Origin of the sequence: Streptomonospora litoralis, from assembly GCF_004323735.1 — a bacterium.
In the GTDB taxonomy this organism is placed as follows: Bacteria; Actinomycetota; Actinomycetes; order Streptosporangiales; family Streptosporangiaceae; genus Streptomonospora; species Streptomonospora litoralis.
On the sequence record NZ_CP036455.1, the window covers coordinates 4,137,299 to 4,158,110 of the forward strand.

Annotated in this window: 17 protein-coding genes; 1 reads left to right on the plus strand and 16 read right to left on the minus strand. The window is 71.6% G+C overall.

Going from position 1 to position 20,812, the window contains the following annotated elements:
* Positions 1 to 6 precede the first annotated feature (6 nt).
* The gene (gene rsfS / locus EKD16_RS17405; protein WP_131099350.1) at positions 7 to 405 is read right to left on the minus strand and encodes a ribosome silencing factor; all 399 of its coding nucleotides are present in this window, start codon (positions 403 to 405) and stop codon (positions 7 to 9) included.
* 27 nt (positions 406 to 432) lie between these two features.
* Positions 433 to 1,086, minus strand: coding sequence for a nicotinate-nucleotide adenylyltransferase (gene nadD / locus EKD16_RS17410; protein ID WP_131099351.1), 654 nt, complete (start codon positions 1,084 to 1,086; stop codon positions 433 to 435).
* A 206-nt stretch (positions 1,087 to 1,292) separates the two neighbouring features.
* On the opposite strand from nadD, the gene EKD16_RS17415 reads away from it, so the two are divergent.
* Positions 1,293 to 2,357: a M48 family metallopeptidase gene (locus tag EKD16_RS17415; protein WP_131099352.1), complete on the plus strand. Its 1,065-nt coding sequence runs from the start codon at positions 1,293 to 1,295 to the stop codon at positions 2,355 to 2,357.
* 127 nt (positions 2,358 to 2,484) lie between these two features.
* On the opposite strand, the gene EKD16_RS17420 is transcribed toward EKD16_RS17415, so the two are convergent.
* The 14 genes from EKD16_RS17420 to EKD16_RS17485 form a co-directional block, all read right to left on the minus strand.
* Positions 2,485 to 3,741 carry a glutamate-5-semialdehyde dehydrogenase gene (locus EKD16_RS17420; RefSeq protein WP_131099353.1) on the minus strand — a complete coding sequence of 419 codons (1,257 nt, stop codon included), beginning with the start codon at positions 3,739 to 3,741 and terminating at the stop codon, positions 2,485 to 2,487.
* 405 nt (positions 3,742 to 4,146) lie between these two features.
* The gene (locus tag EKD16_RS17425; RefSeq protein ID WP_131099354.1) at positions 4,147 to 4,413 is read right to left on the minus strand and encodes a hypothetical protein; all 267 of its coding nucleotides are present in this window, start codon (positions 4,411 to 4,413) and stop codon (positions 4,147 to 4,149) included.
* 126 nt (positions 4,414 to 4,539) lie between these two features.
* Positions 4,540 to 5,655, minus strand: coding sequence for a glutamate 5-kinase (gene proB / locus EKD16_RS17430; protein WP_207391587.1), 1,116 nt, complete (start codon positions 5,653 to 5,655; stop codon positions 4,540 to 4,542).
* A gap of 172 nt (positions 5,656 to 5,827) precedes the next feature.
* Positions 5,828 to 7,192, minus strand: coding sequence for a GTPase ObgE (gene obgE / locus EKD16_RS17435; protein WP_131099356.1), 1,365 nt, complete (start codon positions 7,190 to 7,192; stop codon positions 5,828 to 5,830).
* Positions 7,193 to 7,356: 164 nt separating this feature from the next.
* Positions 7,357 to 7,629, minus strand: a complete 273-nt coding sequence (gene rpmA / locus EKD16_RS17440) for a 50S ribosomal protein L27 (protein WP_131099357.1) — start codon at positions 7,627 to 7,629, stop codon at positions 7,357 to 7,359.
* Positions 7,630 to 7,643: 14 nt separating this feature from the next.
* The gene (rplU, locus tag EKD16_RS17445; protein ID WP_131099358.1) at positions 7,644 to 7,964 is read right to left on the minus strand and encodes a 50S ribosomal protein L21; all 321 of its coding nucleotides are present in this window, start codon (positions 7,962 to 7,964) and stop codon (positions 7,644 to 7,646) included.
* 269 nt (positions 7,965 to 8,233) lie between these two features.
* Entirely contained in the window at positions 8,234 to 11,143 is a 2,910-nt protein-coding gene (locus EKD16_RS17450; protein WP_131099359.1) for an Rne/Rng family ribonuclease, read from the minus strand.
* Positions 11,144 to 11,296: 153 nt separating this feature from the next.
* Positions 11,297 to 12,034 carry a TIGR03936 family radical SAM-associated protein gene (locus EKD16_RS17455; protein WP_242677453.1) on the minus strand — a complete coding sequence of 246 codons (738 nt, stop codon included), beginning with the start codon at positions 12,032 to 12,034 and terminating at the stop codon, positions 11,297 to 11,299.
* A gap of 558 nt (positions 12,035 to 12,592) precedes the next feature.
* Positions 12,593 to 14,527, minus strand: coding sequence for a TIGR03960 family B12-binding radical SAM protein (locus EKD16_RS17460; protein WP_131099361.1), 1,935 nt, complete (start codon positions 14,525 to 14,527; stop codon positions 12,593 to 12,595).
* A 130-nt stretch (positions 14,528 to 14,657) separates the two neighbouring features.
* Positions 14,658 to 15,836, minus strand: a complete 1,179-nt coding sequence (rodA, locus tag EKD16_RS17465) for a rod shape-determining protein RodA (RefSeq protein ID WP_131099362.1) — start codon at positions 15,834 to 15,836, stop codon at positions 14,658 to 14,660.
* A 19-nt stretch (positions 15,837 to 15,855) separates the two neighbouring features.
* The gene (gene mrdA / locus EKD16_RS17470) at positions 15,856 to 17,955 is read right to left on the minus strand and encodes a penicillin-binding protein 2 (protein WP_131099363.1); all 2,100 of its coding nucleotides are present in this window, start codon (positions 17,953 to 17,955) and stop codon (positions 15,856 to 15,858) included.
* A 110-nt stretch (positions 17,956 to 18,065) separates the two neighbouring features.
* A complete protein-coding gene (mreD, locus tag EKD16_RS17475; protein WP_242677022.1) occupies positions 18,066 to 18,614 on the minus strand; it encodes a rod shape-determining protein MreD in 549 nt (182 codons plus the stop codon).
* Complete coding sequence (gene mreC / locus EKD16_RS17480) at positions 18,611 to 19,678, minus strand: rod shape-determining protein MreC (protein WP_131099364.1); 1,068 nt, start codon at positions 19,676 to 19,678, stop codon at positions 18,611 to 18,613. The genes mreD and mreC overlap by 4 nt, the downstream gene beginning before the upstream one ends.
* A gap of 1 nt (position 19,679) precedes the next feature.
* Positions 19,680 to 20,714: a rod shape-determining protein gene (locus EKD16_RS17485; protein WP_131099365.1), complete on the minus strand. Its 1,035-nt coding sequence runs from the start codon at positions 20,712 to 20,714 to the stop codon at positions 19,680 to 19,682.
* Positions 20,715 to 20,812 lie beyond the last annotated feature (98 nt).

A 20,812-nucleotide genomic window follows, 5' to 3' on the forward strand; every position in this document is an offset into this window, starting at 1 on the left:
CCCGGCTCACGCGCCGTCGGCGCCGGCGCGCCCCTGTCCGCGGGCGGACTCGGGCAGCGTGATCCGGGGGCAGTCCTTCCACAGCCGCTCCAGGCCGTAGTGCCCGCGCTCCTCCTCATGCTGGATGTGCACGACGATGTCGGCGTAGTCGAGCAGCACCCAGCGGCCGTCGCGCTCGCCCTCGCGGCGCACGGGCTTGACGCCCCCCTTGTCGCGCAGTCGGTCCTCGACCTCCTCGACGATGGAGCGGACCTGTCGGTCGTTGGGCGCCGAGCACAGCACGAATGCGTCGGTGATCACCAACTGGTCGCTGACGTCGTAGGCGATGATCTCCTGGGCGAGCTTGTCTGCGGCCGCCTCGGCGGCGATGTTCACGAGCCCCACGGCCCGGTCGGTGGCGGACACGATGTAGCAGCAGCCTCCCTCGGATAGCTACCCCGCCGTCGGGTCGTCGAGGTAGAGCCCGGTCTTGTTGATGTAGCGGACGATGCCGTCGGGTACGAGATACCAGATGGGCTCGCCTTTGCGGACGCGCTCCCGGCACTCCGAGGAGGAGATCGCCAGGGCGGGGACCTCCACGAGGCTGACCTTTCCGTCGGGCAGACCGGGGTCGGTGAGCCGGTGTCCGGGGCGGTTACAGCCTACGAAATGCGCGAGTTCAAACAGTTCGTCCACGTTCTGCCAGCTCAGGATAGCGCCCAAGGCATCGGCGCCGGTGATGAAGAACAGCTCCACACCGGTTCCGTGGAGCTGGCGCATCTCACGCAGCGTATCGATGGTGTAGGTGGGTCCGTCGCGGTCGATCTCCATCCGGCTCACGCTGAACTGCGGATTCTCCGCCGTGGCGATGACCGTCATCAGGTACCGGTCCTCCGCCGAGGTCACCTGGGCGAGGTCCTTCTGGTAGGGCTGGCCCGCGGGCACGAAGACCACGTCGTCCAGGTGGAACAGGTGGGCGACCTCGCTGGCCGCCACCAGGTGCCCGTGGTGGACGGGGTCGAACGTACCGCCCATGACGCCCACGCGGCGCGGGTTCCTGCGCCTCTGCTCCGCGCCGGAGAGGCCCCCCGCCGATTCGTTGCGCACGTAAGGCTCCGTTTCCTGCGTGTCGCCGATCACCGTCGAACCGGGGGTTCACGGCACCGGCCCTCGCCTTTTGTCCGGTCTATCCCGAGATTAATCGACCGACTCCGGCCACCTCCGGACCGCTACCCGGCACCCCGGGAAAATCGCGTCATATCTCGATGGCGCGAATCGTGGCATCGCGCACGGCCGACGCATAGCATGCCGACATGACCACCAACGCTCCAGACCGCGCACGCGTCCGACTCGAAAACATAAGCTCCCGAGCCTACGAGCATCCGGCAGACCGCGGCGCCCTGGTCGCGCTGCGGTCGCTGCGGGGCTTCGACGAGGTCTTCAAGCGCCTGTCCGGGCTGTTCAACGAACGCGCCCTGCGCCTGATGTTCCTCTCCAGCGCCGTCCGGGTGAACGAGCAGCAGTTCCCCGAGGTCTACAACTACGTGCGCGACGCCGCGTACATCCTCGACCTCGACGAGGTCCCCGAGCTCTACATCCAGATGAACCCGCGGCCGAACGCGATGGCCATCGGCAGCAGCAAGCCGTTCATGGTGATGACCACCGGGCTGTTCGACCTCCTCGACCCCGAGGAGCAGCGGTTCGTCGTCGGCCACGAGGTCGGCCACATCCTCTCCGGCCACGCCGTCTACCGCACCATGCTGCTCGCGCTGATCCGCCTCGCCGCGCGCGTCGCCTGGATCCCGCTGGGCTACATCGGCATCCGGGCCATCGTGACCGCCCTGGAGGAGTGGTATCGCAAGTCCGAGCTTTCCTGCGACCGCGCGGGCGTGCTGGCGGCGCAGAACCCCGACGCCGCCAAGCGGGCGCTGATGAAGCTGGCCGGCGGCTCCCGGCTCGCGGAGATGAACCCCGACTCCTTCATGGAGCAGGCCCGCGAATACGAGCGCGGCGGCGACGCCCGCGACAGCCTGATCAAGCTGCTCAGCCTCATGGGCCAGACCCATCCCTTCGCCGTCATCCGCATGGCCGAGCTGAGCCGGTGGCTCGACGACGGTTCCTACCAGCGCATCCTCGACGGCGACTACCCGCGCCGCGACTCCGACAGGGACGCCTCCGTGGGCGAGGAGGCTCGCAACGCGGCCAACTCCTACCGCGAGTCCTGGGAGCGCTCGGAGGACCCGCTGGTGGGGACGCTGCGCGACGTCGCCGGCAGCGCCGCCAACACCGGCGGGCGCATCTTCGACTCCGTCGCCGAGCGGTGGAAGAGCGCCGGCGGTCGGCGCAACGACAGCAACAACGCCGGCTCGGCTTCCTGAGCGCTCCGCCCGGTCGCACCGGAGGGCCGACACCGCCTCGGGGCGCCGCCCCGCGCCGGCGGCGCCCGTACCGACGCCCGCGGCCGGCCCCGCGCCCCGCTCGGGACGCGGGTCCGGCGCGGCGGCGTCAGCGCAGGTGGCCCTCGCCGGTGACCACGTACTTGGTGGAGGTCATCTCGGGCAGGCCCATCGGGCCGCGGGCGTGCAGCTTCTGCGTGGAGATCCCGATCTCGGCGCCGAAACCGAACTCGCCGCCGTCGGTGAACCGCGTGGAGGCGTTCACCATGACCGCAGCGGCGTCGACCCGCGAGACGAACCTGCGGGCCGCCGCCTGGGAGTCGGTGACGATGGCCTCGGTGTGCTTGGTGGAGTAGCGGCGGATATGGGCGATCGCGTCGTCCAGGGAGTCGACCACCTTCACCGCCAGGTCCGCCGAAAGGTACTCGGCAGTCCAGTCGGCCTCGGTCGCCGACACCACGGCGTCGTCGTAGCCGCCGACCCGGTCGTCGCCGTGCACGGTGACACCCAGGTCCCGCAGCGCGCCGAGCACCCGCGGCAGGAACCGGTCGGCCGCCGCGGTGTGCACGAGCAGGGTCTCGGCGGTGTTGCACGTCGAACACCGCTGCGTCTTGGCGTTGACCGCGATCGACACCGCCATGTCGGTGTCGGCGGACTCGTCGATGTAGACGTGGCAGTTGCCCTCGCCGGTCTCGATCACCGGCACAGTGGACTCGCTGACCACCGTCTGGATCAGCGAGCCGCCGCCGCGCGGAATGAGCACGTCGACCAGGCCGCGGGCGCGCATCAGGGCTTGAGCGGAGTCGCGCCCGGCCCCCGGCACCAGCTGGACGGCGTCCAAGGGCAGCCCGGTCTTCTGCAGCGCGCTGCGCAGCACCTCGACGATGCGCAGGTTGGACGAGCGCGCGGAGGACGAGCCGCGCAGCAGTGCGGCGTTGCCGCTCTTGAGGCACAGCGCGGCCGCGTCGGCCGTGACGTTGGGCCGGCCCTCGTAGATGATGCCGATGACGCCGAGCGGCACCCGCACCTGGCGCAGCTCCAGTCCGTTGGGCAGGCTCGCTCCCCGCACCACCTCGCCGACCGGGTCGGGCAGCTCGGCGATGTCGCGGACGGCGTCGGCGATGGCGCCCACGCGCTCGACCGACAGCGACAACCGGTCGATCACGGCCTCGCTCTCGCCGGCGGAGCGGGCGCGCTCGACGTCTTGGCGGTTGGCCTCGACGACGGACTCGGCCTCGGTGACCAGGGCGTCGGCCATGGCCAGCAGCGCCTCGTCCTTGACGGCCCGGCTCAGCGGCGCGAGGTCGGCCGCGGCGTCTTGGGCGCGCTCCGCGCAGGCGCGGACCTCGCGCTCGGTATCGCTCATGGTGCTGGTCGCTTTCACAGGTAGTCGGGGGATCGCGGGTGACGTCTCCAGCCTATCCGCTCGGCGCCCGCCCGCCCGGGGCTTGGCGGCCCCGAGAGGGCGGGCCGCCACGGGCCGCCGCGGGCTTGCCCGTTTCCCGGACAAGCCGGTTGCCCAGCCGGTACCGTGACGGCGCCAGGTTGCTCGGTCGAGAGCTTAGGTGGTGTCGATGTCGGCATGTCCCAACGGTGGAGAACACGACTGGGTCTTAGGAGGCGATCGGAAGTTCCACTGCTCCAAATGCGGAGCCGAGAGCGCTCGCAGGCTCTGAACCGCCGCCGGTCGACGGCATAGCGAAGGCGACGGCACGGGAATCACGGCACGGCCGACCCGGCCGATCCCCGCCGCGGGCGCAGGTGGCCCCGCTCAGCACGCCTGGTCAGGCTCCTCCTCGACGGCGCGCTCAGCGGGGTGCACTGTGCCTTCGTCGACAACCTGGCCCTCGGCGCTGGCCCGCCATGTCACCGGCCCGCCCAGCTGCTCGGCCACGTCCCGGGCCCACCGCCGCAGCGGGGCGAAGCGGTCCGGTCCCGGCTGCAGCACGGTGCGCCCCCGGTAGGTCACCGCTCCCAGCGTGACGACGCGGCCGTCGTGGCGCAGCTCCGTGTCGAACTCGTGTGTGGTGGGCCTCATCCCTACCACCTTACTGTCCGCGGGGACCGCCGCCGGGGCGGCACGCCGACCGCGTCCCAGTACGGCGGCCGGAGCGACCGGGCGAGCGAGGCCGGCCCCCGTCGCCGCTCCGCGCCATCGGCACCGCTATGCGCGGGCCCCCGCCAGCAGCACCAGGTCGTCCCGGTGCACGATCTCGCGCTCGTATTCCGGCCCCAGTTCGCGTGCCAGCCAACGGGTGGAGCGTCCCATCAAGTCCGGGATCTCGCCGGCGTCGTAGTTCACCAGGCCGCGGGCGATCGCCGCGCCCGCTTCGTCGCGCAGGTCGACGGGGTCACCGGCGGAGAAGTCGCCCTCCACCTTGACCACGCCGGCCGGCAGGAGCGACGCCCGCCCGCCCGCGACCGCGCGCACCGCGCCCGGGTCCAGCACGAGGCTGCCGCGCGCCGCCGTGGCATGCGCCAACCACAGCTGCCGGGTGGAGGGCCGGCGGCGCGCACGGGCCGCGAACAGGGTGCCCACGCCCTCGCCGGCCAGCGCCGCGCGCGCGTTGGACGCCGACGTCAGCACGGTGGGTACACCCGCCTCCGTCGCGATGCGCGCCGACGCCACCTTGGTCACCATGCCGCCGGTACCGACCCCGCGCCGCCCGGCGCTGCCGATGTCGACGCCGTCGAGGTCGGCCGGGTCGGCGATATAGCCGATGCGCCGCGCATCCGGCCGTGCGGGGTTGCCGTCGTAGAGGGCGTCGACGTCGGAGAGCAGCACCAGCGCATCGGCGCGGACCAGGTGGGCGACCAGCGCGGCGAGGCGGTCGTTGTCGCCGAAGCGGATCTCGTGCGTAGCCACCGTGTCGTTCTCGTTGACGATCGGCATGGCCCCGATGTCCAGTAGCCGGCGCAGCGTGCGTTGGGCGTTGCGGTGCTGGACGCGGCGGATCATGTCCTCGACGGTGAGCAGCACCTGGGCGGCGGTGAGCCCGTGGCGGGCGAGCGCAGCGGTGTAGTGGGCGATCAGCAGGCCTTGGCCGACACTGGCCGCGGCCTGCTGGGTCGCGAGATCGCGCGGGCGCCGGGCCAGCCCCATCGGCACGATGCCCGCCGCGACGGCTCCCGAGGAGACGAGCACCACCTCGGTGCCCGCGGCGCGGCGCTCGGCGAGGACGTCGGCCAACTCACCGATCCGCTCGCGGTCGATAGTGCCCTCCGGCGCGGTCAGCGAGGAGGACCCGACTTTGACCACGACCCGGGCGGCCCCGGTCACCTCGGTGCGCCCGGTCGGCGCGTCGTTCCCTTCCGACGATGACGGTTCTGACGGTGCGTTGCGCACGTCGCACTTCTTTCCATGGGTATCGGACGTATCGGCGGCTGGGCCACCGCATACCCCGCGCGGCACTGGGATCCGTCCGGGGGCGCCTGCCGCGCCCCGGACGGCCTCAACCCAGCCGGGAGTCGGTGCCGCGCGGGCCGATCGGTGTGGTCTCGGTGTCGACCGTCGGGTCCCAGTCGAAGACCACGGAGTCCTCCTCGTCGCCGATGTAGACCTCTGCTCCCTCGTCGGCCCCGGCCTCGGCGAGTGCGGCTTCGATGCCGAGCCGGTTCAGCCGATCGGCGAGGTAGCCCACTGCCTCCTCGTTGGAGAAGTCGGTCTGGCGCACCCAGCGCGCGGGTTTGCCGCCGCGCACCCGGAACGTGTTGCCGCCCAGCGGGACGACCTCGAAGGGGGCCTCGCCGATCTCCCGGGGACGCAGCACGATGCGGCTCGGCTCGGGCTCGGGGCGGGCCGCGCGCCCTGCCTCGACCAGCTCGGCCATGGCGAAGGAGAGTTCGCTCAGCCCTTCGCGTGTCGCGGCGGAGACCTCGAACACCTGCAGGCCGCGTTCGTGCAACATCGGGGCGACCATCTCGGTCAGCTCCCGGCCGTCGGGCACGTCGATCTTGTTCAGCACCACCAGGCGCGGGCGGTCGGAGAGGTCGACTCCGGCGGCCTCTCCGTAGGCGGCCAATTCCGCCTCGATCGCGTCGAGGTCGCTGACAGGATCGCGGCCGGGTTCGAAGGTCGCGCAGTCGAGGACGTGCACCAGCGTGGAGCAGCGCTCGACGTGGCGCAGGAACGCCAGCCCCAGCCCTCTGCCCTCGCTGGCGCCGGGGATCAGGCCGGGGACGTCGGCCACCACGAACTGGGTGGCGCCGGCCTCGACCACGCCGAGGTTGGGGATGAGCGTTGTGAAGGGGTAGTCGGCGATCTTGGGGCGGGCCGCCGACAGCGCGGCGATCAGCGAGGACTTGCCGGCGCTGGGGAAACCGACCAGGCCCACGTCGGCGATGGCCTTGATCTCCAGGCGCACGTCGACCGCCTCGCCGAGTTCGCCCTTGAGCGCGAATCCGGGGGCCTTGCGCTTGGGAGAGGCCAGGGCGGCGTTGCCCAGTCCGCCGTTGCCGCCGCGAGCGATGACGAGCCGGGTACCGGGCCGGACCAGATCGGCGATCACCTCGCCCGCCGAGTCGAGCACCACGGTGCCGTCGGGCACGGGCAGCACGGTGTCGGCACCCTCGCCCCCGGAGCGGTGGCCGCCCTGGCCGGGCGCGCCGTTGCGGGCTCGGCGGTGCGGGCGGCGCTTGTACTCCAGCAGGGTGGCGGTGTTGCGGTCGACCTCCAGCACGACGTCGCCGCCGTCGCCGCCGTTGCCGCCGTCGGGCCCGCCCAGCGGTACGAACTTCTCGCGGTGCACGGAGGCGCAGCCGTGCCCGCCGTCACCGGCCTTGATGTGCAAGACCGCTTCGTCGACGAAGTCAGGCATGTGTACCTCTCCCGTGCCGATCCCTGCTCAACCAGCCTATGCGCCGCCCGGCGCGCCCGCTGGAACGCCGCCGCGGCGGCCCGTCTCCGCTCGTAACATGCGTAAGGCGGGCCAGTCCCAGCCCGACTGGCCCGCCTTACGCGTATGCGTCTCCGCCGCCGGGCCTACTCGGTAGGAGCCGGTGCCGGGGCCGGGACGATGTTCACGGCCTTGCGGCCGCGCCGCTTGCCGAACTCCACCTGGCCCGCGACCAGCGCGAACAGGGTGTCGTCACCGCCGATGCCGACGTTGTCGCCGGGGTGGAAGCGGGTGCCGCGCTGGCGGACGAGGATCTCGCCGGCGTTGACGGCCTGGCCGCCGAAGCGCTTGACACCGAGCCGTTTCGCGTTGGAATCGCGGCCGTTCTTGCTGTTCGAAGCACCCTTCTTGGTGGACATCTCGCGCCCCTCCCCTACTTCTTGTTGTTCGAAGCGATACCGGTGACGCGCACCTGGGTGTACTTCTGGCGGTGGCCCATGCGCCTCTTGTAGCCGGTCTTGTTCTTGTATTTCATGATGTTGATCTTGGGGCCCTTGGCGTCGCCGACCACCTCGGCGGTGACGGAGTAGCCGCTCAGCTCCGAGACGTCGCTGATGACCTTGCCGTCGTCGACGACAAGCAGCGGCTCCCATGTCAGCGTGGCGCCGGTCTCGTCGGAGACCCTGTCGATGTTCAGAACGTCGTCGACAGCCACCTTCTCCTGTCGGCCGCCCGCTCGCACGATCGCGTACACCGGGAACTCTCTTCCTGCTCGTTGGACCAGCCCCGCCGGAGCGGGGAAGGAAATGCGCTCAAAATCGACCTTCGACCCGCGCGCTCGCTCGCGGAGGCGCAAGGTCGAGAAGTAGGTCTCGGGCGCGCGAACGATAGGGGCGCGCCGACGCACCGCCTTCTAGGTTACCACCGGTGGGACGGGGCGCGGCACGCCGCGGGTCCGCGCGAGGGCTGCGCGGGCCGCCCCGTCTCCCGGTGCGGCCCGCGCAGCGGCGGCGGGTACGCCGCTCAGGTCGCCTCGGCCACCGCCGACTCGGCGGACGCCGCGGTCTTGGTCCGCCGCGTGCGGCGCCGCCGGGGGCGCTGCTCGGCGGAGTTCTCGGCCTCGGACGGCTCGTCGCCGCCCTCGCCCTGCTCGCCGGAACCCGACGCGGGCTCCTGGGCGGCCGCCGCCTCGGCCGGCGGCTCACCGGTCTTCTCGCCCGAGGAGTCCGCGGCGTCGGCGGCCTCGGACTCGGCCGCCGCGGCGGCGTCCTTCTTGGTGCGGCGGGTGGTCTTCCGGCCCGCGGACTTGGTGCCGGACTTGCCTGCGGACTTGCCCGCGGACTTGGTGCCGGACCGCTTGCCCTTGGCCGGGGCGGCCTCCTCCTCGGTGAGGTCCTCGGCCGCCGCCGCGCCGGCGGCGCCCGCGGCGGGCTCCAGATCGGCCGCATCCGACGCGGCGTCGGGCTCGGGCTCGGCTGGCTCCGCCTGCGGCTGCTCGGTCCGGTCCTTGTCGCCCTTGCCCTTCTTCTTGCGGCCGCCGCCGCTTGCGCTGCCGCCGCCGTTGGACTTGGGGCCGCCCACCGGCTCGGTGGAGACCGTCAGGCCCCGACCGCCGCAGTACTCGCAACTGTGCGAGAACGCCTCCAGCAGGCCCTGACCCACCCGCTTGCGGGTCATCTGCACCAGGCCCAGCGAGGTGACCTCGGCCACCTGGTGCTTGGTGCGGTCGCGTGACAGGCATTCCAGCAGCCGGCGCAGCACCAGGTCGCGGTTGCTCTCCAGCACCATGTCGATGAAGTCGATCACAATGATGCCGCCGATGTCGCGCAGCCGCAGCTGGCGCACGATCTCCTCGGCTGCCTCCAGGTTGTTCTTGGTGACCGTCTCCTCCAGGTTGCCGCCCTGGCCGGTGAACTTGCCGGTGTTGACGTCGACCACGGTCATCGCCTCGGTGCGGTCGACGATCAGCGAGCCCCCGCTGGGCAGCCAGACCTTGCGCTCCAGCGCCTTTGCGATCTGCTCGTCGATGCGGTAGGCGGCGAAGACGTCGCGCTCGTCGGTCCAATGCGAGAGCCGCTCCGACAGGTGCGGCGCCACGTAGTCGACGTAGTCGTGGACGGTGTCCCAGGCTTCGTCGCCGGAGACGACCAGACTGGAGAAGTCCTCGTTGAAGACGTCCCGCACGACTCGCACCGTCAGGTCGGGCTCGCTGTTGAGCAGCGCGGGCGCGCTGGCCGAGCGCGACTTGCGCTTGATGGAGTCCCACTGCTTGGCCAGCCGGGAGATGTCGCGCTCCAGCTCCTCTTCGCTGGCGCCTTCGGCCGCCGTGCGCACGATGACGCCGGCGTTCTCGGGCATGACCTTCTTCAGGATCTGCTTGAGCCGCGTGCGCTCCTTATCGGGCAGCTTGCGGCTGATGCCGGTCATCGAGCCGTCGGGTACGTAGACCAGGTAGCGGCCGGGAAGGCTGATCTGGCTGGTCAACCGCGCGCCCTTGTGACCCAGCGGGTCCTTGGTGACCTGCACGAGCACCGACTGCCCGGACTTGAGCACGGACTCGATGCGCTTGGGCTGGCCTTCCATGCCCGAGGCGTCCCAGTTGACCTCGCCGGCGTAGAGCACGGCGTTGCGGCCCTTGCCGATGTCGACGAAGGCGGCCTCCATCGACGGCAGCACGTTCTGCACCCGGCCGAGGTAGACGTTGCCGACGTAGGACTTGTGCGTGGCCCGGTCGACGTAGTGCTCGACGAGGACATCGTCCTCCAGCACCGCGATCTGGGTGCGTTCGCCGGTGCGCCGGACGACCAGGTCGCGCTTGACCGACTCGCGCCGGGCCAGAAACTCCGACTCGGTGATGATGGGCGCGCGGCGGCGCCCCTGCTCGCGGCCCTCGCGGCGGCGCTGCTTCTTGGCCTCCAGGCGAGTAGAGCCCTTGACGGCCTGAACCTCGTCCTCGGGCGTCTTGCCGCTACGCGGTTCGCGCACCTTGACGACGGTGTTGGGCGGATCGTCCTGGCCTTGGCCCGCAGCCTCCTCGCCGTCCCCGCCGGTGCGGCGCCGACGGCGGCGGCGGCGACGGCTCCCGCCCTCGCCCGGCTCGCCCTCGCCGGAGTCCTCCTCGGCTGCGGCAGCCGAGTCCTCTGGGGCGCGCTCGGTGCCGCCCTCGGACTCCGCGGCCTGGGTGTCCTCGGCCTCGTCCTCGCCGGTTCGGGCACGCCCGCGCCCGCGCCCTCCGCGGCGCCGGCGGCGGCGCGAGGGACGCTCGTCGTCGGTCTCGGTGTCCTCTTCGGCGGCCGACTCGGCGGCCTCCTCGGTCTGTGCGGAGGCGGCGTGCTCCGGCTCCGCCTCCGCCGGCGCCGCCGATCCGTTGCTGTGTGCGCGCGCAGCCGGCTGCGCCGGGGCGACCGGCGGCTGGAACAGCACCATCGGCGACTGGAATGCGGCGGCACCGACGGCCTCCGGCGCGACGGAGGTGTCGTCGGCGGAGGCTGCGGAATCGGCGGTGTTGGTGTAGTCCTCGGCGCGTTCCGGAGCGGAGTCGCCGCCGTCGGCCTGTGCGGGTGCAGCGGTGCGGCGGGTGCTCCGGGCTCGGCTGCGCCGCTTGGGCGCGGCCTCCTCGGCCTCCTCGGCCTCCTCCGCGTCGCCGGGCTCCTGGCGGGCGCCGCCGTCGGGCGCGGTGTCGCCGGGGGAGGTGTCCTCCAGCGTCGGCTGGCCGGCGACGGTGGTCAGGGGTCCGTCGGTCGGTTCGACGGGCTCGGGCTCGGGCGGCGGACCCGCCGAACGCAGGGCTCCGCCGCGCCGCGCCGGCCCGCTGACCTTGACTTCGCTCTCTTGCGGTGGTGCGAACGTCGTCGCCGGTGCGGCGGGTGTCTGTGTGGTTTCAGTTGTGCCCTCGGTGCTTTCGGCACCGCTGTCGGGCTCGTTGTCGAGCATCCGGGCGTTCTCCCGTCAAGTCCTCGGGCGCGGCGTCGGCGCGGGGCCGCGGCCGCTGCGCGCGCGGACTGTTGTCGCTATGTCGGCGCCGGCAGCCGGTTCGGGGCTGGCCGGGGCAAAGTCGTTTCGGGTCGCCCGCGTCCCCTGTGGAGCTCACTCATCCGCAGAGCTCCGCGCGGGCGGGGTCGGCCGCGGTGTCTCCACCGTGCTTCCTGCCGGATCGGCCTGGACATCCGCGGCGAGCGGATCGGCGATCGCGTCGGGAGCACCGCCGAGCGGCCCCTGCGCCAGCCGGGTCATCACAGGCGATGACAGCGGCGCGAGGTCGGCCACCCGGCGAAGGCCGTTGACCACGTCGTCCGGTCGGACGGCAGGTGTCGTGTGCCGTACAACCATCCGAAGTATGGCATATGTCTCGTCTCGGCCCCTTGTGGCGCGCCCGTCCACCCGGAGATGGAGGACGGCCGCACGGGTGTCGAAGCGGCGGCGGCCCTTCTTGGTGAGCCGCTCCACCTCGACGGTATCTGCCGCGTCGAATGCGGCCACCGCCTCCGCGGCGTCGTCGGGGTCGACGCCGGGCAGTTCCACCAGCCACTCCGAGGCCTGCAGGCGGTCGGCCAGACCCCCCGGTGCGGCCTCTACGACCTCGACGACGTCGAGCCCGTCGGGCATGGCGCCGTCGAGCCGGACACGGACCTCGTCGGGTGCAACGGGCTCGGCCAGCGTGATCTCGAAGTACTCCGCCTCGCTTGCCACCCCGGTGGGGGCGGCGTTGACGTAGGAGAGCTTCGGGTGCGGCGTGAACCCCGCTGAGAACGCGACGGGGACACCGGCCCGGCGCAGCGCCCGCTCCAGCGCACGGGCGATGTCGCGATGGCTCGCGAACCGCATCCTGCCGCGCTTGGTGTAGCGGACTCGCATTCGCGGTCCGGGTCGTCCGGTGGAGGGTTCGGTGGTGCCCTCAGGTGCGGGGGGCAGCGTCTCTCCTTTCCTCGGTAACTCCCCGGCCGGCGAGTCGATTCCTCCCTGACTCACCCACCTGGGAGATTCACGTCTTACTTCAGCGTACGGTGCGCTCCAAGGAGCGTGCGCCATCGGAACGGGGTTCGATGGCCGCTCGGCCGCAGCGGACCGGTGGGCGGATGACCCGATGAACACGTACTCCGTACTGGATCACCCACGTATGTGCTGTTCCCGCCCGCCGACCGGTTGAAAAGCGTTCGACCGGCTTCGATCGCGACCCCCGCGACACCCACCGGACACCAGAGCGACACTGTGACCTGCAACGACACTCCGAGTAGAAATTTCTTCAAAGAAATCCCGCACGGATGCCAACCATCCGCGCCACCGGCCCGTCCTACATCACGTATGGCCCGGCGCGAGCGGGGCGCCGGGCCATACCCATCCCTCTCGCCCTTGAGCGACGAGCCCGGCACACGCCCGGCGGCCTCAGAGCACCGTCAGCGGCAGCGACCGGCCCGGATCGCTCGGACCGATCTGGATCTCGGTGCCCATCGTGGGGCACACCCCGCAGTCGTAGCAGGGGGTCCACCGGCAGTCGTCGACCTCGACGGACTCGTCCCCGTGCAGCGAGTCCTCCCAGTCCTGCCACAGCCACCCGCGGTCGAGTCCCGCGTCGAGATGGTCCCAGGGCAGCACCTCGTCCTCGCGGCGCTCGCGAACGGTGAACCAGTCCAGGTCGACCGGCTCGTCGGCCAGTGCCTTCTCGGCGCACTCGCGCCAGCGCTCATAAGAGAAGTGCTCGCTCCAGCCGTCGAAGCGTCCGCCGGCGCGCCACACCTCCTCGACCACCCGGCCCACGCGCCGGTCGCCGCGGGAGAGCAGCCCCTCGATGATCGAGGGCCTGCCCTCGTGGTAGCGCAGGCCGATCGACTTGCCGTATCGGCGGTCCGAGCGCAGCTCGGCCTTGAGCTTGTGCAGCCGCGCGTCGACCACCTCGTAGGGGGTCTGGCCCGCCCACTGGAACGGGGTCTGCGGTTTGGGCACGAACCCGCCGATGGAGACGGTGCAGCGGATGTCGGTGCGTCCGGTGACCTCGCGCCCGGTGCGGATGACCTCCTTGGCCAACTCGGCGATGGCGAGTACGTCCTCGTCCTGCTCGGTCGGCAGTCCGCACATGAAGTACAGCTTGACCTGGCGCCAGCCCGCCGCGTAGGCGGCGGTGACGGTGCGGATCAGGTCCTGCTCGGTGACCATCTTGTTGATGACCCGGCGCATCCGCTCGCTGCCGCCCTCGGGGGCGAACGTCAGCCCCGAGCGCCGCCCGTTGCGGGTCAGCTCGTTGGCCAGGTCGATGTTGAACGCGTCCACTCGCGTGGACGGCAGCGACAGGCCGGTGTTGGTGCCCTCGTAGCGGTCCGCCAGCCCCTTGGCGATGTCGCCGATCTCACTGTGGTCGGCGCTGGACAGCGAGAGCAGCCCGACCTCCTGGAATCCCGACGAACGCACACCCTGCTCGACCATCTGCGTGACGGTCTCCTTGCTGCGCTCGCGCACCGGACGGGTGATCATCCCGGCCTGGCAGAAGCGGCAGCCGCGGGTGCAGCCGCGGAAGATCTCCACGCTGTAGCGTTCGTGCACCGACTCCGCCAGCGGCACGATCGGGTCCTTCGGGTACGGCCACTTGTCGAGGTCCATGACCGTGTGCTTCTGCACGCTGTGGGGCACGCCCGCGCGGTTGGGCGTGTAGGCGGCGATGCGCCCGTCGTCGTGGTAGTCGACGTCGTAGAAGCGGGGCACATACACCCCGCCGCCTTCGGCCAGGCGCAGCAGCAGCCCGTCGCGGCCGCCGGGGCACCCTTCGCGCTTCCATTCCCGGACGACCTCGCAAACGGCCAGCGCGATCTCCTCGCCGTCGCCGAGCACGGCCGCGTCCAGGAAGTCGGCGACGGGTTCGGGGTTGAACGCCGCGTGGCCGCCGCCCAGCACCACAGGGTGGTCGTCGGTGCGGTCGGCGGCGTGCAGCGGGATGCCTGCGAGGTCCAGCGCCGTGAGCATGTTGGTATAGCCCATCTCGCTGGCGAAGCTGATGCCGAGCATGTCGAATGCGCCCACCGGCCGGTGGGCGTCCACGGTGAACTGGGGCACGCCGTGCTCGCGCATCAGCTGCTCCAGGTCGGACCAAACGGCGTAGGTACGCTCGGCCAGGACCCCTGCACGCTCGTTGAGGACCTCGTAGAGGATCTGCACGCCCTGGTTGGGCGCGCCCACCTCGTAGGCGTCGGGGTACATCAGCGCCCAGCGGACCTCGGCTTCGTCCCAGTCGCCCACGACGGAGTTGAGTTCGCCCCCGACGTACTGGACGGGTTTCTGCACGCGTGGAAGCAGGGCCTCCAGCTGCGAGAACACGCTTTCGATGGGCATGGTCGTTCCCCTGCGTCGGCTGTCGCGGAATGTCCTGCTGAGCTTCCCCAGCTTAGCCACCACTCGAGCCCCGCCGACCGCAGGGCCCGAGAGGCCCCGCCCGACAGCGCGGCGGACTCCGGCTCCCGGGTCAGTGGACGCCGCGTTCGCGCGCGTGCACGTTGAGGACCAGCCCCACCATGACCATGTTGGCTATGGCGGCCGTGCCGCCGTAGGACACGAACGGCAGCGGGATGCCGGTGATCGGGGCGACTCCCAGTGTCATGCCGATGTTCACCGCGCTCTGGAAACCCAGCCAGGCGGCCGCGCCGATGCACAGCATGCGGGCGTAGGGCTGTTCGCAGCGGGCGGCCACGCGCAGGATCCGCCACAGCAGAAACGCGATCAGCCCGATGATCACCGCGCCGCCCACGAACCCCAACTCCTCCCCCGCCACGGTGAAGATGAAGTCGGTGTGCTGCTCGGGCACGAACCGGCCGCGGGTGTGCTCACCCTGGAACAGGCCGGCGCCGTTGAAGCCGCCCGAGCCCACCGCGATCATCGACTGGTTGGCGTTGTATCCGATACCGCGGGGATCGGCGCCCGGGTTGACGAAGGTGGTGAAGCGCTCGACCTGGTAATCCTTGAGCAGGCCGAACCACCACACGCTGAAAGCCGCCAGCAGGCCCCCGCCGACGAGCCCCGCCACCCACCGCAGCGGGGCCCCCGACAGGGCGAGCATGCCCAGGTAGGTTCCGGTGAGGACCATGGCCGTGCCCAGATCGGGCTGGGCCAGGATCAGCCCCAGCGGCGCCGCCAGCACCGCGAGGCTGAAGAGGACGTCGCGGGTGGTGGGGGCGAACTCGCCGTCGCGGGGCTCGCCGAGGAGCATCGCCACGGCCAGGACCAGGCCCACTTTGGCGATCTCCCCCGGTTGCATCTGCAGTCCGCCCAGGACCAGCCAGGACCGCGATCCGTTGATCGTCTCGCCCAGCGGCGTCAACACCAGCACCAGCCCCAGCACGGCCAGCAGGTAGAGGATGGGCGCGTAGGCGCGCGAGACGCGGAAGTCCACCGCCGCCGCCACCAGCATCGCGACGGCGGCCACCGCAAGGTGCATCACCTGCCGCTCGACGTGGCCGAGCGCGTTGCCCGGGTCGGCCGGGTCGTAGGTGGCCGACCACACCAGCAGCGTGCCGATCGCCGACAGCGCGGCGAGGGCGAGCAGCATCGGCCAATCGAGCCGGCGCGGGGCCGAGTCCGCGAGGAGCCGCCCGGCGCGGTCGGCCAGACTCGGCGGGCCCGGGTTCGGACTGGGAAGGGTGGTCATCGGCTACCGCCAGCGGTCGTCAGTTGTCGTCGGGAGGCGCGATGGAGCCGTCCGGGCGGACGCTGGGCAGCGCCGTGGGCGGCTCACCCCCGGGCAGGGCGGGCTCGGTCGGTGCGGAGCCGCCGGAGTCGCCTCCCTGCCCGCCGCCGGACGGCGCGAAGCCGTAGATGCCCTCGTAGATCTTGCGCACGACGGGGGCGGCGTTGACTCCGCCGGTGCCCGACTGCGGGATCATCGCCACCACCGCGTACTGCGGGTCGTCGGCGGGGGCGTAGGAGGCGAACCAGGCGGAGTCCTCGCGGCCCTGCATCGCGGCGGTACCGGTCTTGCCGGCGATGGACACCTCGCCCTGCGGGAATCCCTCGAAGGCGAACGCCGCGGTGCCGTCCTTGGGCACCTTGGTCAACGCACTCTGGATGTAGTTCAGGGTGCGGTCGCTCATCGGCAACTCTCCGGCCTTCACGGGTTCGACCTCCTCGACCCCCTTGCCGTCGGCGGAGAGAAACGCGCGGGCTACCCGCGGCTCGTAGACGGTCCCGCCGTTGGCGATGGCGGCGTAGGCGCGGGCCAGCTGCAGCGGCGTGACCAGCATGTCGCCCTGGCCGATGGAGCGGTTGATGGCGTCGCTCGCACCCCACTCGTCGCCGACGAGGCAGTGCTCCCGGGCGAGCTTCTCCAGGTAGGCCGCGCGGGACGGGTTCTCCTCGCGGACGTCGTCGTAGCCCCGCTCGGCCATCTTGCAGCTGTGCTCGCGGGTGTCCTGCCAGTACTCCCGCTTCCACTGGCGGTCGGGGAGGCGCCCGCCGGACTCGTGCGGCAGGTCGATGCCGGTGGGCTCTCCGTAGCCGAAGCCGTGCGCCATCGCGGAGACGGGGTCCCTGCGGCTCTGCTTGGAGTCGCTCTTGCGGAACCGGTGGTACATGTCGTTGCCAAGCTGGTAGAACACGGTGTTGCAGGAGACGACGATGGCCTTGCGCAGGCTGATCGTGCCGTACCCGCCGCCCGCGAAGTTCTGCCAGGAGCGGCCCGCCAGGCCGATCGAGCCCGGGCAGCTGTAGGAGCCGTCGAGCGAAGCGGCGCCGCTCTCCACCGCGGCGGCCAGAGTGGTGGGCTTGAAGGTGGAGCCCGGCGGGAACCGGCCCTGCAGCGCGCGTGAGATCAGCGGTTCGCCGGCGTCCTCGCTGAGCAGCTTCTCGTAGGTTTCGGCGTCGATGCCGCCGTTCCACACCTCGGGGTTGTAAGTGGGCAGGCTGGCCATGGCGATGACCCGTCCGGTGCGTACGTCCAGCACCACTGCCGCGCCCGACTCGGTCGGCTTGCCCTGCTTCTGGGCTTTCTCCACAGCGCTCTTCAGCGCGTCCTCGGTGATCTGCTGCACCTCGGTGTCGATGGTGGTGACGAGGTGCATCCCCGGCTCGGGCGGGGTAGCCCGGACGGTGCCGCGCACGTCGCCCCGGCTGGAGACGGCCAGGACGCGGGAGCCGGAGTCGCCGCGCAGCCGATCGTCGTAGACGGCCTCCAGACCGTCGCGGCCCACCCGGTCCACGCCGCTGAACTCCGCGCGCAGCTCCTCGCGTGCCTCGAACTCCTCCTGGGTGATGGGCTGAAGGTAGCCGAGCATCTGTGCGGCGAGGTCTCCGTTGGGGTATTCACGCACCGCCATCTGCTGGGCGGAGACTCCGGGGAACTCGCTCTTGCGTTCTCTGATCTGCAGCGCGACCCGCGGGTCGATGTCCTCGGCCAGCGGAATGGGCTGGTAAGGAGAGCCCTGCCAGCACGGGCGGCCGGTTTCGGGACCGCACAGCCGCACCCGCTTCTGCAGCTTCTCGAACGGCTGGTCGAGCAGCTCGGCGACGCGGCGCAGCACCGCGGCGCCGTCGTCGTCCTGGTTGAGCAGGGTGTGGAAATCGGCGGTGACGGTCAGCTCGGTGCGGTTGCGCACCAGCGGGCGGCCGTGAGAGTCGAGAATCCGGCCCCGCAGGGCGGGCACGATGAGCTTCTGGGTGTGGCTGGCCAGCGCCAACTCGTGGTAGTGCTCGGCCATGGGGACCTGCATGTACCACATGCGGGCGGTCAGCGCCGCGAACAGGGCCATCACCAGCAGCTGAACGGCCAGCACGCTTCCGCGCCGCCGCCCGTGGGCACGGATGCCCGGCGCCGCCGGATCGGCGCCCGGCAGGTCGCTCCGGTGGCGACGACCGCTCAGTATCCGCCGCCTGCGCAGCCGTCTCACCTGACACCTCCGTTCGCGGCGAGCCACGGCGCGGGCAGGTCGCCGCGCGAGTGGTGGGAGAGCCGGCGCATCACCCAGGTGACCGGCCCCAGTACCGCGGGGCTGACGAGCACGGTCATCCCGGTGCTGCCCAGCACGGCCCACAGGGCCTCGGGCAGCACCGAACGAGGGTCGCCCAGAACCAGGCCGATGACGGCGAATCCCCCGGCCACGCCGAGCGCGGCGACGGCGGCCGCCAGGTAGGGGCCAAGACCCCGGTGGACTTCGGAGTCGCGGATCGCGGCGAGCAGGTAACCGGCCAGGCACAGCAGCAGGGCCGAACGGCCGATCTCGTGGTCGGCCGGGGGAAGCGTGTCGACCGCCAGGCCCGCGGCGAAGCCGGAGACCGCCGCCGTGGTGGTCGAGGACCACAGCGCGACCCCGGCGACCGCGAGCAGCACGAGGTCGGGGGCCAGTCCCCACGGCAGCGGCAGCCGGTTGACCACCGCGGCCTGCAGCAGCACCGCCCCCGCCACGAGCAGCGCGGAGACCGTCGTCTTCATCATCGGTCCTCTCCACCTGAGTCGTCGGCGGACTCCTGTGTGGAGCCGCCGCCGTCGCCGGCTCCACCGCGGCCGCCTCCCCCGCCGTCGCCCTCGCCGGAGCCCGCGGAACCCTCGGAGGGCCTGGGCGCCTCTGGCCGCTCGGCGTCGGGCGCGTCCTCGCCGTCCTCCGCTCCCGGTGCCTCGCGCGGCGGATCGGGCAGGAGGGAGTCGCGGGGGTCACCCTCGGGTCCGGCCACGATGACCCCCACGACGTCTAGCGAACCGAAGTCGACGGCGGGCTCGGCGTGACCCGTGCGGGTCAGCCGTCCCGGCGTGTCGTCGACCGAAGTGATGGTTCCGATGGGCACCCCGGGGACGAACGGGGTGCTGTTGTGCGAGCCCAGCGTGACGATGCGCTGGCCCTTGCGCATCCGGGCGTCGGCGCTCATCAGCTCGAAGCGCAGCGGCTCGCCGTCGCCGATGCCCGACGACGCGCCTTCGGCCACGCCGATCTCCTCGGAATCCTCCAGCCGTGCGCCCACCGCCGACGAGCGGTCGGTCACCAGGAGCACCGTCGCGGTGGCGGCCCCGGCCTGCACCACGCGGCCCACCAGGCCGTCGCCGGCGACCACGGTCATGTTCCGGCGGACACCGTCGTCGCGGCCGACGTCGAGGGTGACGGTGTCGGAGAAGCCGCGCGCCGTCACCCTGGTCACCGCCTGGGCGGGCACGATCTCGTAGCCGCCCGCCCCCGCCAGCTGGAGCAGCTCGCGCAGCCGTTTCGCGCGGTCGGCGTCGCGGCCCCGGTCGCGCAGTCGGGCCCGCAGTTCGTCGTTGCGCCGTTCGAGTTCGTCGATGCGCTCGGCCGCACCCGGCGCGGCGGCCAGCGCGGAGAACACGCCGGTGATCGGGGCTCCCGCGGCGGAGACCCCCGCGGCGACCGGATGGAAGGCCGCCTCGCCGACCGTCCGCGCGGCGCTGGTGACCGGGTTGGCTCCCGCGCGGGAGTCCAGGACCACCAGCACCAGCGAGACCGCGGCGAGGAGGCCCACGACCAGGCGCGGCCGGGAACCGTCGCGCCGCATCTCAGCGCCGCCGCTCGGGGACGAGGACCTGGCTGAGCCGCTCGTAGTTCTCCACGCAGGTGCCCGATCCCACGGCCACGGAGTCCAACGCGTTCTCGGCGACGTGGATGGGCATGCCGGTCTCGTGGCGCAGCCGGCCGTCCAGTCCGGCGAGCAGGGCGCCGCCGCCGGTGACGGCGACGCCGCGGTCCATGACGTCACCGGAGAGTTCGGGCGGGCACTTGTCGAGCGTGGTGCGCACCGCGTCGACGATTGCGGTGACGGGTTCCTCGATGGCCTGGCGGACGTCGGCCGCCGACATCACGACGGTCTTGGGCAGCCCGCTGACCAGGTCGCGCCCGCGCACCTCGGCATGCAGCTCCTCGCCTTTGGTGGGAAACGCCGAACCGATGGCGACCTTGAGCTCCTCGGCCGTGCGCTCGCCGATCATCAGCGAGTACTCCTTCTTGACGAAGGTCATGATGGCCTGGTCGAGTTCGTCGCCGCCCGTCCGGATGGATTGGGAGGTGACGATGCCGCCCATGGAGATGACCGCGACCTCGGTGGTGCCGCCGCCGATGTCGACGACCATGTTGCCGGTCGGCTCGTGCACGGGCAGCCCGGCGCCGATCGCCGCGGCCATCGGTTCTTCGATGATGTAGACGCGCCGCGCGCCCGCCTGGTATCCGGCCTCCTTGACCGCCCGGTGCTCTACGGAGGTGATGCCGCTGGGCACGGCGACGATGATGCGCGGTTTGGCGAAGTGGCGGCGTCGGTGGATCTTCTGGATGAAGTAGCGCAGCATGCGCTCGGTGATCTCGAAGTCGGCGATGACGCCGTCCTTCAGCGGCCGCACCGCGGTGATGTTGCTGGGCGTGCGGCCGATCATCTGCTTGGCCTCGATGCCCACCGCGACGATCTTGCCGGTGGCGGAGTTCAACGCGACCACTGAGGGTTCGTTGAGCACGATCCCGCGTCCGCGGACGTAGACGAGTGTGTTGGCTGTCCCGAGGTCGACCGCCATATCGCGGCCCAGAAAGGCGAGGTTATTGGTCATGAAGCGTCCTCAGCGGCACCAAACGGGTGAGGCCCCCACGGGGCGGTCAATACGGACTCGTTCCAGTACGGATGTGGATCCAGTACCCGTATCGTAAC